The following is an 18,310-nucleotide window of genomic DNA, read 5'->3' as shown; positions in this document are numbered from 1 at the left end:
ATGTCCTCTTAAGTTAGTTAATGGGTTCTGCGTGAGTCGTGACGACTTAGGCAACCGCAAACATCACATACAGACCCAGACCAACGGCGATCATCGGGATCGCATCCACCAGACCCATGACGATGAAGAACTGGGTACGCAGAACAGGGATCAGGTCCGGTTGACGAGCAGCACCTTCCAGGAACTTGCCACCCAGGATACCGATACCGATGGAGGCGCCGATAGCCGCCAGACCCATCATCATTGCAGCAGCGATGTACAGCAGGTCCATGTTCAAGTTTTCCATGAGGATCTCCATTTATTTAGATGTAATTGATTGTATAAAAAGGATTATTTGAGTTGCATCAACCATGGTCTTCTTGCGCCATCGACAGATAGACGATGGTCAGAACCATGAAGATAAACGCCTGCAAAGTGATGATCAGGATGTGGAAAATTGCCCAAGGCACGGACAGGATCCACTGTGACCACCAGGGTAACAAACCCGCAATCAGGATAAAGATCAGTTCGCCAGCATACATGTTGCCGAACAGTCGCAGACCCAATGAAACAGGCTTGGAAATCAACGTGACGGTTTCAAGGATGAAGTTAACCGGGATGGCAGCGGGATGGTTGAAAGGCTGAAGCGTCAGCTCCTTCACGAATCCGCTGATACCCTTGACCTTGATGCTGTAGTACAGGATCAAGAAGAACACGCCCAAAGCCATGGACATGGTGATGTTAACGTCAGCAGAGGGAACCACACGCAGATAGGGAACACCCATCAACTGTGCAGCGTGAGGGATAAAGTCAACGGGGATCAGATCCATGAAGTTCATCAGGAAGATCCAGACAAACACTGTCAGTCCCAGCGGTGCGATGACCGGGTTCCGACCATGGAAGATGTCTTTGACGTTACCATTCACAAACTCGACCAGCATCTCCACAAAGCACTGCAGTTTACCGGGCACACCGCTGGTGGCCTTGACGGCTACACGGCGGAACGACCAGATAAACAGGGCGCCTAGCAAGACGGAAAATATCATTGAGTCGATATTCACCGTCCAGAACCCGGACCCGACTTGCAGGTGGGTCAGGTGGTGGGAGATATATCCCTGAGGAGTCAGGACTTCTCCGGTTGCAGACATGAGTTTTCCTAATAGTGGTTGTTAAGCGTGAATGAAACTATCCACTGTACAACGAGGGCGAGGATATAAGTGGCGAAGAACGAGACGGTGTCGACCTCGATCCCGGAGCCAAACATCAGGGCGAAAAGTCCTGTTGTAGTAATGAGCTTAATCCCTGCCCCACCATAAAAGTCCCGCAAAACCAGGCCCACGCTCTCTTTCGTCACCTTGCGGCGCAGAACCCAGAGCGTGAACAGGGCTTGAGGAACCCAGTACATTCCCCCCCCGAAGAGGGAAGAACGTCCGGCAAGCGCCCCGCTCTGATAAAACCAGACGGAACCGATCGCCAGGATCAGGATGAGCTGACAAACGAGCATAGCCAAGGCTAGCGTCAAACCTTCCAAGGCTACTTTCTGTTTCACCAACCTACCCCTGAACATTACAGAACTGTAAAAAATCGGGATCCGAAGACCCCAGGTTCACAGCTCGAAAAGCCGGTCAAATTATACCCGTGAAGACGGCTATTGCAACATGGCAAAAATCCTTAATTTTTGCGGCTTTCCGCGCGAAATTAAGGTTATGTTCATATCGAAAGGAATGGATGTTTTATTACTACAAAAAGCGTAAAAATCACGATTCTGACAGACCAAAATAGCCCAATACCCGGTCCAAATCCGCTAAGTTATCGTAACTTATTACTAACTTGCCGCTATCCTTCTTGCCTGGCTGAAGCTGTACCTGATTGCCAATTTTTTCTGAAATCTGGCGCTCGAGGTAACCAAACTGCGGATCGCGGACTGGCTCGACCTTGGTTTTTGCCGGTTCCAGCGTTTTTTGCACCAGTTTCTCGGTATCTCGCACCGTCAGCCCCTTCTGGGCGACCAGCTTGGCCAGCTCGGACTGGGCCGGGCCGCTCAGGGCAAGCAGGGCACGGGCATGGCCCATGTCGAGATCCCCGTGCTCGACGAACCGCTTCACGTCTTCGTTGAGCTGGTTCAGGCGCAGCAGGTTGGTGACCGTGGTGCGGGACTTGCCCACCGCTTCGGCCACCTGCTGGTGGGTCAGCTCGAATTCGGTCAGCAGTCGCTGCAGGGCCACCGCCTCTTCGATGGCGTTGAGATCCTCGCGCTGGATATTCTCAATCAACGCTATGGCCACCGCCGCCTCGTCGGGCACGTCCTTGACGATGCAGGGCACCACCTCGAGCCTGGCAAGCTGGGACGCGCGCCAGCGCCGCTCACCGGCGATGATCTCGAAGCGATTCTCGCCGATGGAGCGTACCACTATCGGCTGAATCACGCCTTGCACCCGTATCGAGTTGGCCAGGTCTTCCAACGCATCCTGCGACATGTCCTTGCGCGGCTGGTACTTGCCGGATTGCAGCCACTCCAGCGGCAGCTTGCGCAACTCGCCCTGGTTGGTGGGGGCCATGGCCTGTTCGGTACGCTGGTCGCTCATCACCTGTTTCTGGCGGGCGGCCGTGCTGGTGCTGAGCAGGGCATCCAACCCCTTGCCCAGCCCACGTTTCTTCGGCGTCATATGCTCTCTCGGTCTGCGGTGATCGGCTGAGACTCCTGCTCCTGACGACGCAGGATCTCGCCAGCCAGGGCCAGATAGGCCTTGGCCCCCACCGATGATTTGTCATAGTGCATGGCCGGGGCACCGAAGCTCGGCGCCTCCGCCAGTCTAACGTTGCGGGGGATGATGGTGCGATAGACCTTGTCCCCGAAATGCTGTTTCAGCTGATCGGACACATCATTGGCCAGCCGGTTGCGGTGATCGAACATGGTGCGCAGCACCCCTTCGATCTTCAGCTCCGGGTTGACCACGGCCGCCAGCTTGCTGATGGTATCCACCAGGGCGGTGAGCCCTTCCAGCGCGTAATACTCGCACTGCATGGGCACCAGCACGGAGTCGGCGGCGGCCATGGCGTTGACGGTCAGCATGTTGAGAGAAGGCGGGCAGTCGATGAAGACGTAATCGTACTTGTCCCGTACCGAGGCCAGGGCGTTGCGCAGGCGGATCTCGCGGGCGAAGAACTCCATCAGACGGATTTCCGCCGCCGTCACGTCGGCATTGGCGGCGATGAGGTGATAGCCACCCGAGGTCTCGGGGATGATCACCTCCTTGATGGGGGTGTCTTCGATCAGCAGTTCATAGGCGGTGCGTTCGACTTCGTACTTGTCGACGCCGCTGCCCATGGTGGCATTGCCCTGCGGATCCAGATCGATCACCAGCACCTTGCGCCGGGTGGCGGCCATGGAGGCGGCCAGATTCACACAGGTGGTGGTTTTACCCACTCCACCCTTCTGGTTGGCTATGGCAATGACTTTTCCCACACTATCCCCTAAATGAATACGGCGGCCCTATTCGGGCTGGATGGCTTTAAACTCCAGCAGATGACGCTCACCTTCCAGTTCGGGCACCACCAGCTGATGGGTGGCAACCAGACGAATGCTGGCAGGCAACTGTGCCAGTTCCTGCTCGGGGTATTGTCCCTTGAGTGCCAGGAAGCTGCCCTCGGGTGACGGCAGATGGTGACACCAGTTCAACATGTCCTCCAGGGAGGCGAAGGCCCGGCTGAGAACACCATCGAAGCCCACCTCGGGTTGATACTCCTCCACCCGGGATTTGACCGGCGTCACGTTGGTCAGCCCCAGCTCCTGGATCACCTGGCGGATGAAGTTGATCCGCTTGCCCAGGCTGTCGAGCAGCACGAACTGCTTGTCCGGATTGATGATGGCCAGCGGCAGACCGGGCAGACCCGGGCCTGTGCCCACATCGATGAAACGCTCACCGTGCAGGTGAGGACTCACCACCAGGCTGTCGAGGATGTGCTTGACCAGCATGGCGTCCGGATCCCGCACCGAGGTGAGATTGTAAGCCTTGTTCCACTTGTGCAGCAACTCAACCAACTGCACCAACTGGGTCTTTTGGGTGTCGGTGATAACAATACCGGCCTGCATGAGCAGGCCGTTCAATCTTTCCAGCATGGGATTCCTCAGGCGGTTTTACGCAGCAGGCCGTGTTTCTTCAGGTGAACCAGCAGGATGGAGATGGCCGCAGGGGTGATGCCGGAGATGCGGGAGGCCTGACCTATGGTCTGCGGCTTGGCATCGTTCAGCTTGGCGATCACCTCGTTGGAGAGACCGTTCACGTCGCGGTAGTTCATGTCCAGCGGCAACAGGGTGTTCTCGTTGCGCAGCTGCTTCTCCACCTCGTCGTGCTGGCGCTCGATGTAGCCGGCGTACTTGATCTGGACCTCCACCTGATCCGCCGCGGCCGCGTCTTCCAGCGCCGGGCCAACCCCTTCGATGGCCATCAGGGCATCGTAGGTCACCTCGGGGCGACGCAGCAGCTCTTCCAGGCTCTGCTCCCGGGTCAGGGGCGTGTTCACCAGGGCGTTGACTGCCTCCAGCGACGGGTGCTGCGGGTGGATCCAGGTCGAACGCATGCGCTGACGCTCCTGCTCCACCTGCTCCATCTTGGTGTTGAACAGGCTCCAGCGATGGTCATCCACCAGGCCCAGCTCGCGACCTATGGCGGTCAGGCGCAGATCGGCGTTGTCTTCCCGCAGCAGCAGACGGTATTCGGCGCGGCTGGTGAACATGCGGTAGGGCTCGCGAGTACCCAGGGTGGAGAGATCGTCCATCATCACGCCCATGTAGGCCTGATCCCGGCGGGGATGCCAGGCATCCTTGCCTTGGGCGCGCAGACCGGCGTTCAGACCGGCCATCAGCCCCTGGGCGGCCGCCTCTTCATAGCCAGTGGTGCCGTTGATCTGGCCGGCGAAGAAGAGGTTTGGAATGCACTTGCTCTCCATGTTGGCCTTGAGATCCCGCGGATCGAAGAAGTCATACTCGATGGCGTAGCCGGGGCGGGTGATGTGGGCATTCTCGAAGCCACGGATCGAACGGACGATCTGCACCTGCACGTCGAACGGCAAGCTGGTGGAGATCCCGTTCGGGTAGAGTTCGTGGGTGGTCAGGCCTTCCGGCTCGACGAAGATCTGGTGCGCCGTCTTGTCGGCGAAACGGGTGATCTTGTCCTCGATCGACGGGCAGTAACGGGGGCCTATCCCCTCGATCACCCCGGCGTACATGGGGCTGCGATCCAGGTTGTTGCGGATCACCTCGTGGGTCTTCTCGTTGGTGTGGGTAACGTAGCAGGGCACCTGACGCGGGTGCTGGCTGGCGTTGCCGATGAACGAGAAGACGGGACGAGGATCGTCACCGTGCTGCTGCTGCATCACGGAGAGATCGACGGTACGGGCATCGATACGTGGCGGCGTGCCTGTCTTGAGCCGATCGATGCGCAGCGGCAGCTCACGCAGACGCTGAGCCAGGGCGATCGAGGGAGGATCCCCGGCACGACCGCCCTTGTAGTTTTCCATCCCGATGTGGATCAAACCGTTCAGGAAGGTCCCTACCGTCAGCACCACCGTCTTGCCGCTGATGCGAATCCCGCTCTGGGTGACCACGCCGGCGACGCGATCCCCGTCCATGACGAGATCGTCACAGGCTTGCTGGAAGATCTTCAGGTTCGGGTAATTTTCCAGGGTCTGGCGCACCACGGCCTTGTAAAGCAGGCGATCCGCTTGGGCACGGGTGGCACGCACCGCGGGCCCTTTGGAGGAGTTGAGGGTGCGGAACTGGATCCCGCCAAGATCAATGGCCTGCGCCATGATCCCGCCCAGGGCATCCACTTCCTTGACCAGGTGTCCCTTGCCGATCCCGCCGATCGCCGGATTACAGGACATGTGTCCCAGCGTATCGATGTTATGGGTCAGCAACAGGGTATTCAGGCCCATACGGGCGGCCGCCGTTGCTGCTTCGGTTCCTGCATGACCGCCACCGACGACGATCACATCAAATTGTTCATGGTATTGCATTGGGGATCACCTTGATCTGCACGCCTGAAGATCTTTATTTGCCTGGGCTGAAGGGCGGATCATTCTATCCGTTTCGCCTCTTGAGGGGAACGTCTACTTCAGGATCAGTATGGATGCAGGATCCGTTAGTAGATCTTAAGGATCTTTAGATCGATCTTTTACTGGATCTTTTATTAGGATCCGGGGTTTCTGTTGATAAGCCCTTTTTGATCATAAAGATCATCCGTTTAAAGACGATCCCAGCTTGTGGAAAAGCTTGGATCCCAGGGCCGTGAACGGGGGGATAACCAGTGGTTTTATACACAGACCAGAACTGGATTAGATCTCATACATGGATAACTATAGGTTTTACAGAGCTTAACACTGTAGTTATACACATTACCCCTGGGCGTTGTGGGTAACCCTGTAGAACAACTCTCCCGGATCTATCTGTTAATAACCTGGTGGATAGGAATTTGGGGATAAGCGGGGAGATCAAGGTGTTTTTACCGGATCTCCCAGGCCCTGATCAGGCGATCATCTGCATCCAGTCCTGGATCCAGGCTTCGGCGGCATCTTCCGGGATCTCGTACTGGGTCACGTCTATCTCCAGACGATCCCCGATCCGGCTGGCGCCACATTCGGCCAGCAGTCGATCCAGCGTCTTGCCACCCTGGCAGAAGGTGTCATAACTGCGGTCCCCAAGCCCGATCACCCCATATTTCAAGGTGTTGAGATCCGGATGCTGGTCGGCAAGATCCTTGGCGAAGGGCTGAAGATTGTCGGGCACATCGCCGGCACCGTGGGTGGAAGTGATCACCAGCAGGATCGCATCCGGCTCCGCCAGCACCTCGGCCAGGCTGGCCGGGTTGTGGATCCGGGTCTGGTGGCCCGCCTGTTCCAGCAGGCTGGCGACATGATCTGCGACATATTCGGCGGCGCCCAGCATGGAGCCGACGACAAGATTGAGTTTGGCCATGGAATGGATCCTGATGTCATTGAAAGAAACGGAGAGCCGGGATTCTACCGCCAAAGGATGTGGATAAATATGGATAAAGCTTGGGGATAAGGATCCTGCACGATTTTTATGGCGAAGGCCGCCCTCGCCATCTTTTTTCATCTTCCTCTGTGTTCCCTTCTCTTGATCACCCTCCTGAATGAGTCTTTCTGCCGGAAAAGTCGCCCGTTGATACAACAGGTAACAATAGAGATGCAAATGATTAGCAATTATTGAATCGATTCGATCATGGCTCCTGTAGTAGCATTATGCCGATTTATTCGCCTAAGGAGTCGGGCAGACCGGCAGCATTGGGCACCCATAATAAGAAACCAATTTATAACTCATTGATATTTGAGACACTTATATGATTGCGCAAAAAAATACCCAAGATGCAGTGATGCGAAAGAAGGGGGCCCAGCTGTTGCCGCTCTCCTGCCTGCTGGCGAGCCTGCCGGTGCTGGCCGCAGAACCGGTGGATAAAGAGCTGCCCAAGGCGGCTGAAACCATGGTGGTGACCGGCACCGCCATGAAGGTCGAGGTGCCCATGGCCGAGACCCCCCGCGCCGTCTCCGTGGTCAACCGTGAAGAGCTGGATCAGCACGCCGTGCAGCAGCTCGACGAGTCCGTGCGCTACCGCTCCGGCGTGCTCACCGGTTTCTATGGCTCGGACAACAACACCGACTGGTTCAAGGTGCGTGGCTTCGATGCCGCTCAATACCTCGATGGCAACCGCCTGTTCGGCACCGGCTACTATGTCTGGACACCGGAGCCATTTGGTCTGGAAAGCGTGGAGCTGCTCAAGGGCCCGGCCTCCATCCTCTACGGCGAGGCGCCTCCCGGCGGCGTGATCAACTCCATCAGCAAGCGCCCCACCGCGACCCCTCAAGGCCTGGTCAATCTGCAACTGGGCAACCGGGATCTGCGCCAGGTCGGGGTCGATTTCTCCGACGATTTGACCGACGACAGCCGCTATCGCATGGTTGCGCTCTATAAAGAGCGCGACGGCGTGCTGGATGGCACCTACAACGAGCGCGCCTACCTGGCGCCGAGCGTGACCCTGGACATCTCGGATCGCACCAGTCTCACCCTGCTGGCCAGCTTCCTGCATGATGAAGGAGTGCCCACCAACGGCTTCTTCCCCGTCTATGGCACCCTCAATACCGAGGGCGGACAGATCGATCCCAGTACCAACCTGAGTCAGCCGGATTACGATCGCAACCGCAACACCCAGATCTCCACCGGTTACGAGCTGGCCCACCAGTTCAACCAGACCTGGGAGTTCAAGCAGAACGTCCGCTTCAACTACAACGATCTGCTGCTGCGCCAGACCTATATCTTCCCGACCTATGAAGGCACCACCGCCTACCGCGGCCTGGTCTACCGTGACGGCGACACCAAGAGTGCCACCATGGACAACCAGCTGGTGGGTTACTGGAACACGGATCGCACCGAGCAGACCCTGTTGATGGGGATAGATCTGCAGCGCCACGTGAACGAGGGGGTCGAGGCCGACAACTACGGCATGGGGTCCATCGACACCATGAACCCGGATTACAGCGGCTTCCCTGGCTTCGACGAGTCCACCGCCACCTATCAGAAGAACACCAAGGGTCAGAGCGGCCTCTACGCCCAGCATCAGATCCGCTGGGACGATCGCTGGTTGCTGACCGCAGGTGGCCGCTTCGACTATGTGGAGACCCACAACATCAGCGAAGCCACCAGCAAGAACGAGAAGCAGTATGACGACAACCTCTCGCTCTCTGGCAGCCTGATGTACCTGGCCGACAACGGCCTCTCCCCGTACTTCGCCTATGCGGAGTCGTTCGAAGTGCTGCCTGGCATAGACCCGAACACCAAGAACTCCTACAAGCCGCTGGAAGGCAAGCTGTATGAGACCGGCATCAAGTACGCCCCCAGCTTCCTCGATGGCTACATCAACCTGGCGCTGTTCGATCTGGAACAGACCAACTCGCTCGTCTCTACCGGCTCCGGCCAGCAGACCCAGGCCGGTGAAGTGACCTCCCAGGGGATCGAACTGGAAGGGAGCGTGCAGGCCACAGAGGCGCTGCGCCTGACCGCTGCTTATACCTACACCGATGCCAAGACCAACGACACCGGCAACGGTGATCGCCAGGCCAGCCTGATCCCGCGTCACCAGGCCTCCTTCTGGGGCAACTACAAGGTGCAGCAGGGTCCGGTCTCCGGGCTGGAAGTGGGCACCGGGGTGCGTTATATCGGCTCCAGCGTCGGCATAGGTGCCGTGAATGCGGACTACACCCCCATCTACGGTTCGGCCCAGGTGCCGGCCCAGACGGTGTGGGATGCGATGATCGGGTATGACTTCGCCAAGAACTGGCGTGCCCAGGTCAACGTCAACAACCTGCTGAACGACACCTATGTAGCGAGCTGTGACTACTACTGCTACTACGGTGAGCCGCGCAGCATAGTCGGCTCAGTCAACTACCGCTGGTAAGATACAGGCCGGGCGGGAGCCTCAAGCTCCCGCCCTCCTTCTTTTTGTACACAGGCCTGTCATGGAACTCTTGTCACTGGTTTACCGCCAATACCGTTGGCCCTTCATCGCCATTACCCTGCTCAGCCTGCTCAGTGCTGTCAGCGGGATAGGTGTCATTGCCTTTATCAATCAATATCTTATCGAGTCAGTCGGCGATCCGTTGCCGATCCTGGGTCAACTTGTCGGCCTTATCTTTTTGCTGCTGGTGATCACGCTCGGCTCTCAGCTGGCCCTGACCACCCTCGGTCATCATTTCGTCTACCGGTTGCGCGGCCGCCTGCTCAAGCAACTGCTGGACACCGACGTCGCCCGCATTCGCCAGATAGGGCAGGGGCCGCTGCTGGCCTCCCTCTCCAGCGACATCGGCCAGATCACCATCGCCTTCGTGCGCCTGCCGGAGCTGGTGCAGGGGCTGGTGCTCACCCTGGGTTCCATCATCTACCTCGGCTTGCTCTCTCCCGCCCTGCTCGGTGTCACCGCCCTCTGGGTCACCGTGACCATGGTGGTGGGCTGGCTGCTGGTGAACCGGGTCTATCGCCACCTGGCCCGGATGCGTCAGGCCGAAGACAGGCTCTACCAGAACTACCAGTCCATCATCGCGGGCAGCAAGGAGCTGGCCCTCAATCGCGAGCGGGCTCACTTCGTCTACCACCAGCTCTATGATCAGAACGCCCGGGACTACCGCCGGGAGATCATCCGTGCCGATACCTATCACCTGAGCGCGGTGAACTGGTCGAACATCATGATGCTGGGGGCCATAGGCCTGGTCTTCTTCCTGGCCAATGGCCTCGGCTGGGCCAACACCAATGTGGCCGCCACCTTTGCCCTGACCCTGCTGTTCCTGCGTACCCCGCTGCTGCAGGGCATCGGCGCCCTGCCGACCCTGATCTCGGCCCAGGTGGCGTTCGACAAGATAGCGACCCTGAATCTGGCCGAGCCGGAACCCAGGTTCCCGCTGCCACCGGCCCCCAGTGCCTGGCAACGGATCGAGCTGGAGCAGGTGAGCTTTCACTATCAGGGGGAGGGCGGCTTCGCCGTGGGCCCCATCAATCTGACCATTGAGCGGGGGGAGCAGATCTTCATCATTGGCGGCAACGGCTCCGGCAAGTCGACCCTGGCCATGCTGCTGACCGGGCTCTATCAGCCGGTCTCTGGCCGGATCCTGCTGGATGGTGAACCCATTGCCGATCGCAACGCCTACCTGGCGCTCTTCTCCGCCATCTTCACCGACTACCACCTGTTCCAGCACCTGCTGGGGCCTGAGCCGAAAGAGGCCCTGGTGGCCGAGTGGCTGGAGCGGCTGCAGATGGGCAGCAAGCTTTCCATCGAGGAGGGCTTCATCGCCAACATCGATCTCTCCCAGGGGCAGCGCAAGCGGGTGGCCCTGCTGCTGGCACTGGCGGAGCAGCGCGAGGTGATGCTGTTTGACGAGTGGGCGGCGGATCAGGATCCCCAGTTCCGCCGCATCTTCTATCAGGTGCTGTTGCCACGCCTCAAGGAGATGGGCAAGACGGTGATCGCCATCAGCCACGACGATCTCTATTTCTCCCTGGCGGATCGTCTGCTGGAGATGCGTCAGGGCCAGCTCACCGAGCTGACCGGCGAGCGGCGCGAGCAGGTGAGCCGGGATGCGGTCGCCCATCTCGATAGCGAGGTGCCGGTCTGATACCGGCCGCAAGGGGGAGGCGAGTGCCAACCCCTTTCAGTACAGGAATGAATCATGTTTGAGAGGAAATCTGCCGGTTTTATGGTGAACGCTCGCCGAGCCATGGCGCTCACCGACCCGAGCGTCGAGCACAGAGCCGGCACGGGAGCAGATCATGTTTGAGATGAAAGCCGCCAGCTTCGCGGTCAACGACCGCACCCTGCTGCAACCCACCAGCCTGCGTTTCGAGCAGGGTCAGGTCTACGGCCTCATCGGCCACAACGGCTCGGGCAAATCCACCCTGCTCAAGCTGCTGGCACGCCAGCAGCCCCTGAGCGATGGGGAGATACTGTTCGATGACAAGCCGCTGCAGGAGTGGGGCAACCGGGACTTCGCCCGTCAGGTGGCCTATCTGCCCCAGCATCTGCCGAGCGCCGAGAACCTGCTCGGCCGGGAGCTGGTGGAGATGGGGCGCTATCCCTGGCGCGGTCTGCTGGGCCGCATGGGGGAGGCCGATCACCGCCAGGTCGACAAGGCCATAGCGCTGACCCATACCGAGGGGTTTGCCGACAGGCTGGTGGATACCCTCTCCGGCGGCGAGCGGGGCCGGGTCTGGCTGGCCATGCTGCTGGCCCAGGAGAGCCGCTTCATCCTGCTGGACGAGCCGCTGGCTGCCCTGGACGTGGCCCATCAGGTGGAGGTGCTCACCCTCGTCAAACAGTTGAGTCGCCAGCTCAACCTCGGGGTCATCATCGTCATTCACGACATCAACATGGCGTCCCGCTTCTGCGATCGGCTGGTGGCGCTGCACGGCGGTCGTCTGCTGACCCACGGTGAGCCCGAACAGATCATGACAGGTGAGACCCTGCATGCCATCTATGGCATCCCGATGGAGGTCATTCGCCACCCGGCTCATGACCACGCCATCGCCATCGTTTAGACAAGGTTTGTTATCCCGATGCGTTTATTTGTACCCATATCACTGCAGACTGGCGAGACCCTGCACTCCATGCACCATGGCATCCCCATGGAGGTCATTCGCCATCCGGCTCATGACCACGCCATCGCCATCGTCTGACCGGGGGAGCTCTTGAACCTTTTATTGAAGATGGCCCCCTGCCTCGTCAGCCTGCTGCTGCCGCTGGCGACGCAGGCCGAGACGCAGCCCGCAGCCCCTGTTGCCGACGGTACTGTTCCGCGCATCGCCACCGTGGACTGGACCATAGCCGAAACCCTGCTGGCCCTCGGCGTGACCCCGCTGGCCATGGGGGATGTGAACTCCTATCGCGCCTGGGTCGGCGAACCCAGGCTCCCCGCCGGGGTGATCGACATCGGCCTGCGGGCCCAGCCCAACCGGGAACTGCTGGCTGAGCTCAAACCCGATCTCATCCTCATCTCCCCGCTGGCGGCCCCCCTGGCGCCGACCCTGTCCCGCATCGCGCCGGTGCAGTCCATCGCCCTCTATGAACCCGATGCCGAGCTGTGGCCGCGGCTGCGCGAGGCGACCCTGACCATAGCCGCGCTGGTGAACAGAACCGCCGAGGCCGAGCGCCAGCTCGCCGCGCTGGAGCGGGATCTGGCGCAGATGAAGGAGACGCTGCCCGCCGATCTGTCCCCCTTGCTGGTGGTGCAGTTCATCGACGAGCGCCATGTACGGGTGTTTGGCCGCCACAGCCTGTTCGAGGCGGTGATGGCGCGGCTCGGCCTGCGCAATGCCTGGCAGGGGGAGACCAACGCCTGGGGCTTCTCGGTGGCCAGTCTCGAGCAGTTCTTGGCCATTCCCGAGGCCAGGCTGGTGGTGGTGGATCCCATTCCCGTGGGGGTGAGTGAAAAGCTGCAGGAACCCGGGCTCTGGCAGCACCTGCCGCTGGTACAGAACACGCCCGTGCTGCATCTGCCCGCGACCTGGAGTTTCGGCGGCATGCTGGCCGCCCGTCGTTTCGCCACCCTGCTCGGCGAGGCCCTGCAGCCTCAGGGCGGCGTGGCCCTCAAGGGGGAAGCCCAATGAATCGTTTCGTCTCCTCTCCCTTGCTGCGCCCGGGCCTCTGCCTGCTGGCGCTGACCCTGGTGCTGGCCTATGGTGAGCTGGCGCGCCAGTTGCCGGGCGCACTCTGGTGGCAGGCGCTCTTCTCCCCCAGGCTGGACGACGCCCGCCAGGCGGTCATTCACTTCAGCTGGCTGCCGCGGCTGGTGGTCTGCCTGCTGGCCGGTGCCGCCCTCGGGCTGGCCGGCACCCTGATGCAGCAGGTGCTGCGTAACCCGCTCGCGTCCCCCACCACGCTGGGGGTGGCCTCCGGCGCCCAGCTGGCGCTGATGATGGTGACCCTGTTCGCCCCCTCCTGGCTGCTGATCGGGCGCGAGTGGATCGCCATGGCGGGGGGGAGCCTCGCCATGGGGCTGGTGTTTGCCCTGGCCTGGCGTCGCCAGCTCAACCCTGTGGTCATCGTATTCGCCGGGCTGGTGATCAACCTCTATCTGGCGGCCATCAGCATGGGGCTGCTGCTCTTCTTCCAAGAGGAGCTCAAGGGCCTGCTGGTGTGGGGTAGCGGCTCCCTGGCCCAGAACAGCTGGAGCGGCGTCCTCTACCTGCTGCCACGGCTGCTGCTGGCCGGCGTCCTGGCCGCTGTGCTGGTCCGCCCGCTGGGCGTGCTGGAGCTGGATGATGCCAGCGCCCGCAGCCTGGGGGTCTCCCTCAAGCAGCTGCGCTTTGCCGGCCTAGGGCTCGCGGTCTTCGTCACCGCCTGCGTGGTGAGCGTGGTGGGGCTGATCGGTTTCATCGGGCTGGCGGCACCGGCCATGGTGCGACTGCTGGGGGTGAGGCAGCTCGGCCAGCGCCTGCTGTGGGCCCCCATACTGGGTGCCTTGCTGCTGGCGGCCACGGATCTGCTGCTGCAATCCCTGAGCCGCTTCTGGCCTGTGCTGATCCCGACCGGGGCCATGACGGCACTGCTGGGGGCCCCTCTGCTGCTCTGGCTGATCCCTCGGCTTGCCTTCAAGTCAGGCGCTCCCAAGGCCGCCAGCGGCCTGACGGTGGCACGCCATGGGGCGCCCGCTCGCCTTATCGGCCTGCTGTTGATGGGGCTGCTATTGGCGGTGGTTGCGTCCCTGCTGGTCGGGCAGGGGATGCACGGCTGGAGCTGGCCGAGCTGGCTCAGGTGGCAGGCCCAGCTGGAGTGGCGCCTGCCGCGTACCCTGGCTGCCGGTGCTGCCGGTGTGCTGCTGGCCCTGGCGGGCACCCTGTTGCAGCGGGTCAGCAACAACCCCATGGCGAGCCCGGAGCTGCTGGGGGTGAGCGGCGGCACCTTTATGGGGGTGATAGCGACGGCCTTGCTGCTGCCCGCTTTGCCACTGCCCATGATGCTGCTGGGGGGCCTGCTCGGTGCCTTCGGCTGCCTGCTGCTGCTGGTGCTGGTGCTGGTCAATCGCAAGCACGGTTTCCAGCCTGAGCGGATCCTGCTCTCCGGCATCGCCATCACGGCACTGTTCGAGCCGCTGCAGGCCATCGCCCTGGCCAACGGCGATCTGCGGGTGCAGCAGCTGCTCTCCTGGATGTCCGGCTCCACCTATTACGTCACCCTGCCGGTGGCCTATGGCCTGACCGGGTTGGCGCTGCTGATGCTGGCGGCCTGCCTGCTGGTGAGCCGCTGGCTCGATCTTATGCCCATGGGGCCGGCGGTGGCGACGGCGCTCGGCATTCGTCTCAACCGCGCCCAGCTCATCATACTGCTGCTGGTGGCCGTGCTCACCGCCAGTGCGACCATGGTCATAGGCCCGCTCTCCTTCGCCGGCTTGCTGGCCCCCCACATGGCCAAGCTGATGGGGCTGGTGCGGGCCCGCTGGCACCTGCTCGGTGCGGCGGGATGCGGGGCCCTGCTCATGGTGTTGGCGGACTGGGTCGGCCAGCAGATCCTGTTCCCGCAGGAGGTGCCGGTCGGGCTGGTCTCCACCCTGTTAGGGGGCGCTTACTTCATGTGGTGCCTGCGCCGCCTCTAGGTTTGTGGATAAAAAATGCACAAAAAAAAAGCCCGGGATCATCCCGGGCTTTTCATTGCCTGTCGTGCAGGTTTATTTGCCGATGCAGAAGCTGGAGAAGATGCGCCCCAGCAGATCGTCCGAGCTGAACTCGCCGGTGATCTCGGAGAGGGACTCCTGCGCCAGGCGCAGCTCCTCGGCCACCAGCTCGCCGGCCACGAAGACCTCGAGCTGCTCCCTGGCCACCAGCAGCCGCTCGGCGGCGCGCTCGAGGGCGTCCAGGTGGCGGCGGCGGGCCATAAAGCCCCCCTCGGTGTTGCCCTGGAAGCCCATGCAGGCCTTCAGGTGCTCGCGCAGGGCGGGCAGCCCCAGCTCGGTCTTGGCTGAGATGCGGTAGACGGCGTGGCCCAGCTCCTGGCTAGGTTCCAGATCCTCGCCGGTCAGGTCGGCCTTGTTGCGCACCACGGTGAGGCCGATCTTTTTTGGCAACCGATCAACAAATTCCGGCCAGATCTCCCGCGGGTCGACCGCATCCGTGGTGGTGCCATCCACCATGAAGAGCACCCGATCGGCCTGTTCTATTTCGGCCCAGGCACGCTCGATGCCGATCTGCTCCACCTTGTCCTGGGTATCGCGCAGGCCGGCGGTGTCGATGATGTGCAGCGGCATGCCGTCCAGGTGGATGTGCTCGCGCAGCACGTCGCGGGTGGTGCCGGCGATCTCGGTGACGATGGCGGATTCGCGGCCCGCCAGGGCGTTGAGCAGGCTGGACTTGCCGGCGTTGGGACGGCCGGCGATCACCACCTTCATCCCTTCCCGCAGCAGGGCCCCCTGCTTGGCCTCGCCGCGCACGTCATCCAGCTCTGCCATGATGGCGTAAAGATCCCCCGCCACCTTGCCGTCTGAGAGGAAGTCGATCTCCTCGTCCGGGAAGTCGATGGCGGCTTCCACATAGATGCGCAGCCGGGTGAGACTCTCCACCAGTTGCTGGATCTTGCCGGAGAACTGCCCCTGCAGGGAGTGCATGGCACTGCGGGCGGCCTGCTCGCTGGAGGCTTCGATCAGATCGGCGATGGCCTCGGCCTGGGCCAGATCCAGCTTGTCGTTGAGGAAGGCGCGCTCGCTGAACTCGCCGGGACGGGCGGGGCGGATGCCCTCGATTTGCAGAATGCGGCGTATCAGCATGTCCAGGATGACGGGGCCACCGTGGCCCTGCAGCTCCAGCACATCCTCGCCGGTGAAGCTGTTGGGGGCCTTGAACAGCAGGGCTATGCCCTGATCCAGAGGCTGGCCCTGCTCGTCCTTGAACGGCAGATATTCGGCATAGCGCACCCTGGGCAGCCGACCGAGCACGATTTCGGCGACTCGTTCGGCGGCGGGGCCTGAGACGCGGACTATGCCGACGCCACCCCGGCCGGGGGCGGTGGCCTGGGCCACGATCGTATCTGTTGTCATCTTGCTTGACTCGTCTGTTCGGTAATTGGGGACATTGTAATAAAAAAGGCGGCCCGAAGGCCGCCTCTTTTGTCATCAGGGAAGATGGGCTGCGCATCAAGTGCGTGAGTGCAGGCCTTTCTTCTCCAGCTGACGATAGATGATGGTCTGCTGGATGATGGATATGACGTTGCTCACCAGCCAGTACAGGGTCAGACCTGCCGGGAACCAGAGGAACATGAAGGTGAAGATGATCGGCATGAACTGCATCACCTTCTGCTGCATCGGGTCCGTGATGGTGGTCGGGCTCATCTTCTGCAGATACCACATGGAGGCACCCATGAGGATCGGCAGCACGAAGAAGGGGTCCTTCACCGACAGGTCGGTGATCCACAGGGCGAACGGCGCGTGACGCAGCTCGACAGACTCCATCAGTGCCCAGTAGAGGGCGATGAAGATGGGCATCTGCACCAGGATCGGCAGACAGCCACCGAGCGGGTTGACCTTCTCCTTCTTGTACAGCTCCATCATGCCCTGGGACATCTTCTGGCGATCGTCACCGAAGCGTTCCTTGAGCGCAGCCAGCTTGGGTTGCAGCATGCGCATCTTGGCCATGGAGGTGTACTGGGCCTTGGTCAGCGGGAACATGATGCCGCGTACCAGCAGGGTCAGCATGATGATGGCCAGACCCCAGTTCTGGACGAAACCGTGGAACACGGTCAGCAGCCAGTGCAGCGGCTGGGCGATGAACCACAACCAGCCGTAGTCGACGGTCAGGTCCAGGTGGTTGGCCACCTTCGCCATCTGATCCTGCAGCTTGGGACCGACCCACAGCTTGCCGCTTACTTCGGCCTGCTGACCGGCAGCCACGTCAACCAGCGGCGCCTTGTAGCCGATGATGGCCTGGTCTTTACCCGGGATCACGCGGCTGTAGAAGCTGTTGGTGTCCTCGGCGTTCGGTGCCCAGGCGGAGACGAAGTAGTGTTGCAGCATGGCGACCCAACCACCCTTGGTGGTCTTGTTCAGGTCGGCATCCTTCATCTCGTCGAAGGTGTACTTCTTGTAGCGGGTATCTTCGCTGGAGAAGGCACCACCACGGTAGGCGCTGGCCACCATGGCATGGCCTTCCTGGTCCTTCGGCGTGGTCACGGTCTGCTTCAGCTGACCGTAGAACTGCACCTGAACCGGCTCGGCAGACTTGTTGTCGATCTTGTAATCGACGCCAATGGCGTAGTCACCGCGCTTGAGCACGAACTCCTTGGTGAAGACCACGCCCTTGCTGTCGGTCCAGGTCATCGGCACGACGACTTGATCCTGACCGTCGGCCAGCTGGTAGCTGGTCTGGGCGGCTTCGTAGGTGGGACGACCCTGGGGCTGGCTGTCAGGACCGTTGCGACCCACCAGACCACTCTGGGCAACATAGAGGTGTGCAGGCTGGCTGGTCAGCAGGGTGAACGGCTGTTCCTTGCCTTCTTCCAGCTTGTGGGCCAGCAGTTCGGCAGAGACGATGTCACCGCCCTGGGTATCCAGGGTCAGCTTGAGCACGTCGGAGGAGACGGTGATCAGCTTGCGTGCGGTAGTGGCGTTGGCTTGCTCGGAAACCTGAGGAATATCACCGGTCTGACCGGCTTCAGGTACGAAATGTTCGGTTTGGGCCACGGTAGTCGGGGCCGGCTTCGGAGCCTTGTCGGACTCCCACTGTTGCCAGAGCAAGAAGCTCACGAACAGCAAACCGATCAGGAGTAAATTGCGTTGTGATTCCATAGTC

At 61.1% G+C, this 18,310-nt stretch carries 15 protein-coding genes; 5 read left to right on the top strand and 10 right to left on the bottom strand.

Translation table 11 applies throughout. The features are described 5' to 3' along the window. Window positions 1-46 precede the first annotated feature (46 nt). The 8 genes from atpE to mioC form a co-directional block, all read right to left on the bottom strand. Entirely contained in the window at window positions 47-286 is a 240-nt protein-coding gene (atpE, locus tag HB860_RS19315) for a F0F1 ATP synthase subunit C (RefSeq protein WP_010672265.1), read from the bottom strand. A 58-nt stretch (window positions 287-344) separates the two neighbouring features. After that, complete coding sequence (atpB, locus tag HB860_RS19310) at window positions 345-1,127, bottom strand: F0F1 ATP synthase subunit A (protein WP_025328868.1); 783 nt, start codon at window positions 1,125-1,127, stop codon at window positions 345-347. 8 nt (window positions 1,128-1,135) lie between these two features. Further along, window positions 1,136-1,546, bottom strand: a complete 411-nt coding sequence (locus HB860_RS19305) for an ATP synthase subunit I (RefSeq protein WP_162519234.1) — start codon at window positions 1,544-1,546, stop codon at window positions 1,136-1,138. 190 nt (window positions 1,547-1,736) lie between these two features. Next, window positions 1,737-2,645 carry a ParB/RepB/Spo0J family partition protein gene (locus HB860_RS19300; RefSeq protein ID WP_247627647.1) on the bottom strand — a complete coding sequence of 303 codons (909 nt, stop codon included), beginning with the start codon at window positions 2,643-2,645 and terminating at the stop codon, window positions 1,737-1,739. After that, on the bottom strand, window positions 2,642-3,445 hold the full coding sequence (locus HB860_RS19295; RefSeq protein ID WP_202048001.1) for a ParA family protein: 804 nt from the start codon (window positions 3,443-3,445) through the stop codon (window positions 2,642-2,644). Before HB860_RS19295 ends, HB860_RS19300 begins: the two co-directional genes overlap by 4 nt. Before the next feature lie 27 nt (window positions 3,446-3,472). Next, window positions 3,473-4,099 (bottom strand): 16S rRNA (guanine(527)-N(7))-methyltransferase RsmG, encoded by a 627-nt coding sequence (gene rsmG, locus HB860_RS19290; RefSeq protein ID WP_106887825.1) that lies wholly within the window; start codon window positions 4,097-4,099, stop codon window positions 3,473-3,475. 8 nt (window positions 4,100-4,107) lie between these two features. Beyond that, window positions 4,108-5,997, bottom strand: coding sequence for a tRNA uridine-5-carboxymethylaminomethyl(34) synthesis enzyme MnmG (gene mnmG / locus HB860_RS19285; RefSeq protein WP_247627646.1), 1,890 nt, complete (start codon window positions 5,995-5,997; stop codon window positions 4,108-4,110). A 508-nt stretch (window positions 5,998-6,505) separates the two neighbouring features. Then, window positions 6,506-6,955, bottom strand: a complete 450-nt coding sequence (gene mioC, locus HB860_RS19280; protein WP_202048000.1) for an FMN-binding protein MioC — start codon at window positions 6,953-6,955, stop codon at window positions 6,506-6,508. 385 nt (window positions 6,956-7,340) lie between these two features. Between mioC and HB860_RS19275 the strand changes: the two genes are divergently transcribed. The 5 genes from HB860_RS19275 to fhuB all read left to right on the top strand — a co-directional run bounded on the left by HB860_RS19275 (window position 7,341) and on the right by fhuB (window position 15,129). Continuing rightward, entirely contained in the window at window positions 7,341-9,449 is a 2,109-nt protein-coding gene (locus tag HB860_RS19275) for a TonB-dependent siderophore receptor (RefSeq protein WP_247627645.1), read from the top strand. Between the two features lie 61 nt (window positions 9,450-9,510). After that, window positions 9,511-11,157 carry a multidrug ABC transporter permease/ATP-binding protein gene (locus tag HB860_RS19270; protein ID WP_247627644.1) on the top strand — a complete coding sequence of 549 codons (1,647 nt, stop codon included), beginning with the start codon at window positions 9,511-9,513 and terminating at the stop codon, window positions 11,155-11,157. A 154-nt stretch (window positions 11,158-11,311) separates the two neighbouring features. Beyond that, entirely contained in the window at window positions 11,312-12,076 is a 765-nt protein-coding gene (locus HB860_RS19265) for an ATP-binding cassette domain-containing protein (RefSeq protein ID WP_247627643.1), read from the top strand. 168 nt (window positions 12,077-12,244) lie between these two features. Then, on the top strand, window positions 12,245-13,144 hold the full coding sequence (locus tag HB860_RS19255) for an ABC transporter substrate-binding protein (RefSeq protein WP_247627659.1): 900 nt from the start codon (window positions 12,245-12,247) through the stop codon (window positions 13,142-13,144). Further along, window positions 13,141-15,129 (top strand): Fe(3+)-hydroxamate ABC transporter permease FhuB, encoded by a 1,989-nt coding sequence (fhuB, locus tag HB860_RS19250; RefSeq protein WP_247627642.1) that lies wholly within the window; start codon window positions 13,141-13,143, stop codon window positions 15,127-15,129. Before HB860_RS19255 ends, fhuB begins: the two co-directional genes overlap by 4 nt. Window positions 15,130-15,201: 72 nt before the next feature. On the opposite strand, the gene mnmE is transcribed toward fhuB, so the two are convergent. Together mnmE and yidC are read right to left on the bottom strand one after the other, a co-directional pair. Next, on the bottom strand, window positions 15,202-16,563 hold the full coding sequence (gene mnmE, locus HB860_RS19245; protein WP_043132733.1) for a tRNA uridine-5-carboxymethylaminomethyl(34) synthesis GTPase MnmE: 1,362 nt from the start codon (window positions 16,561-16,563) through the stop codon (window positions 15,202-15,204). 96 nt (window positions 16,564-16,659) lie between these two features. After that, entirely contained in the window at window positions 16,660-18,306 is a 1,647-nt protein-coding gene (gene yidC, locus HB860_RS19240; RefSeq protein ID WP_139437134.1) for a membrane protein insertase YidC, read from the bottom strand. Window positions 18,307-18,310 lie beyond the last annotated feature (4 nt).

Source organism: Aeromonas genomosp. paramedia, assembly GCF_023093515.1.
Classification (GTDB): Bacteria; Pseudomonadota; Gammaproteobacteria; order Enterobacterales; family Aeromonadaceae; genus Aeromonas.
Note: the sequence above shows the minus strand (reverse complement) of the source record. Positions and strands in the feature narration are given on the sequence as shown.

Bases quoted from the DNA above. Each gene is read 5' to 3' on its own strand.
- atpE (WP_010672265.1), bottom strand. From the start codon at position 286: ATGGAAAACTTGAACATGGACCTGCTGTACATCGCTGCTGCAATGATG.
- atpB (WP_025328868.1), bottom strand. From the start codon at position 1,127: ATGTCTGCAACCGGAGAAGTCCTGACTCCTCAGGGATATATCTCCCAC.
- HB860_RS19305 (WP_162519234.1), bottom strand. From the start codon at position 1,546: ATGTTCAGGGGTAGGTTGGTGAAACAGAAAGTAGCCTTGGAAGGTTTG.
- HB860_RS19300 (WP_247627647.1), bottom strand. From the start codon at position 2,645: ATGACGCCGAAGAAACGTGGGCTGGGCAAGGGGTTGGATGCCCTGCTC.
- rsmG (WP_106887825.1), bottom strand. From the start codon at position 4,099: ATGCTGGAAAGATTGAACGGCCTGCTCATGCAGGCCGGTATTGTTATC.
- mnmG (WP_247627646.1), bottom strand. From the start codon at position 5,997: ATGCAATACCATGAACAATTTGATGTGATCGTCGTCGGTGGCGGTCAT.
- mioC (WP_202048000.1), bottom strand. From the start codon at position 6,955: ATGGCCAAACTCAATCTTGTCGTCGGCTCCATGCTGGGCGCCGCCGAA.
- HB860_RS19275 (WP_247627645.1), top strand. From the start codon at position 7,341: ATGATTGCGCAAAAAAATACCCAAGATGCAGTGATGCGAAAGAAGGGG.
- HB860_RS19270 (WP_247627644.1), top strand. From the start codon at position 9,511: ATGGAACTCTTGTCACTGGTTTACCGCCAATACCGTTGGCCCTTCATC.
- HB860_RS19265 (WP_247627643.1), top strand. From the start codon at position 11,312: ATGTTTGAGATGAAAGCCGCCAGCTTCGCGGTCAACGACCGCACCCTG.
- HB860_RS19255 (WP_247627659.1), top strand. From the start codon at position 12,245: ATGGCCCCCTGCCTCGTCAGCCTGCTGCTGCCGCTGGCGACGCAGGCC.
- fhuB (WP_247627642.1), top strand. From the start codon at position 13,141: ATGAATCGTTTCGTCTCCTCTCCCTTGCTGCGCCCGGGCCTCTGCCTG.
- mnmE (WP_043132733.1), bottom strand. From the start codon at position 16,563: ATGACAACAGATACGATCGTGGCCCAGGCCACCGCCCCCGGCCGGGGT.
- yidC (WP_139437134.1), bottom strand. From the start codon at position 18,306: ATGGAATCACAACGCAATTTACTCCTGATCGGTTTGCTGTTCGTGAGC.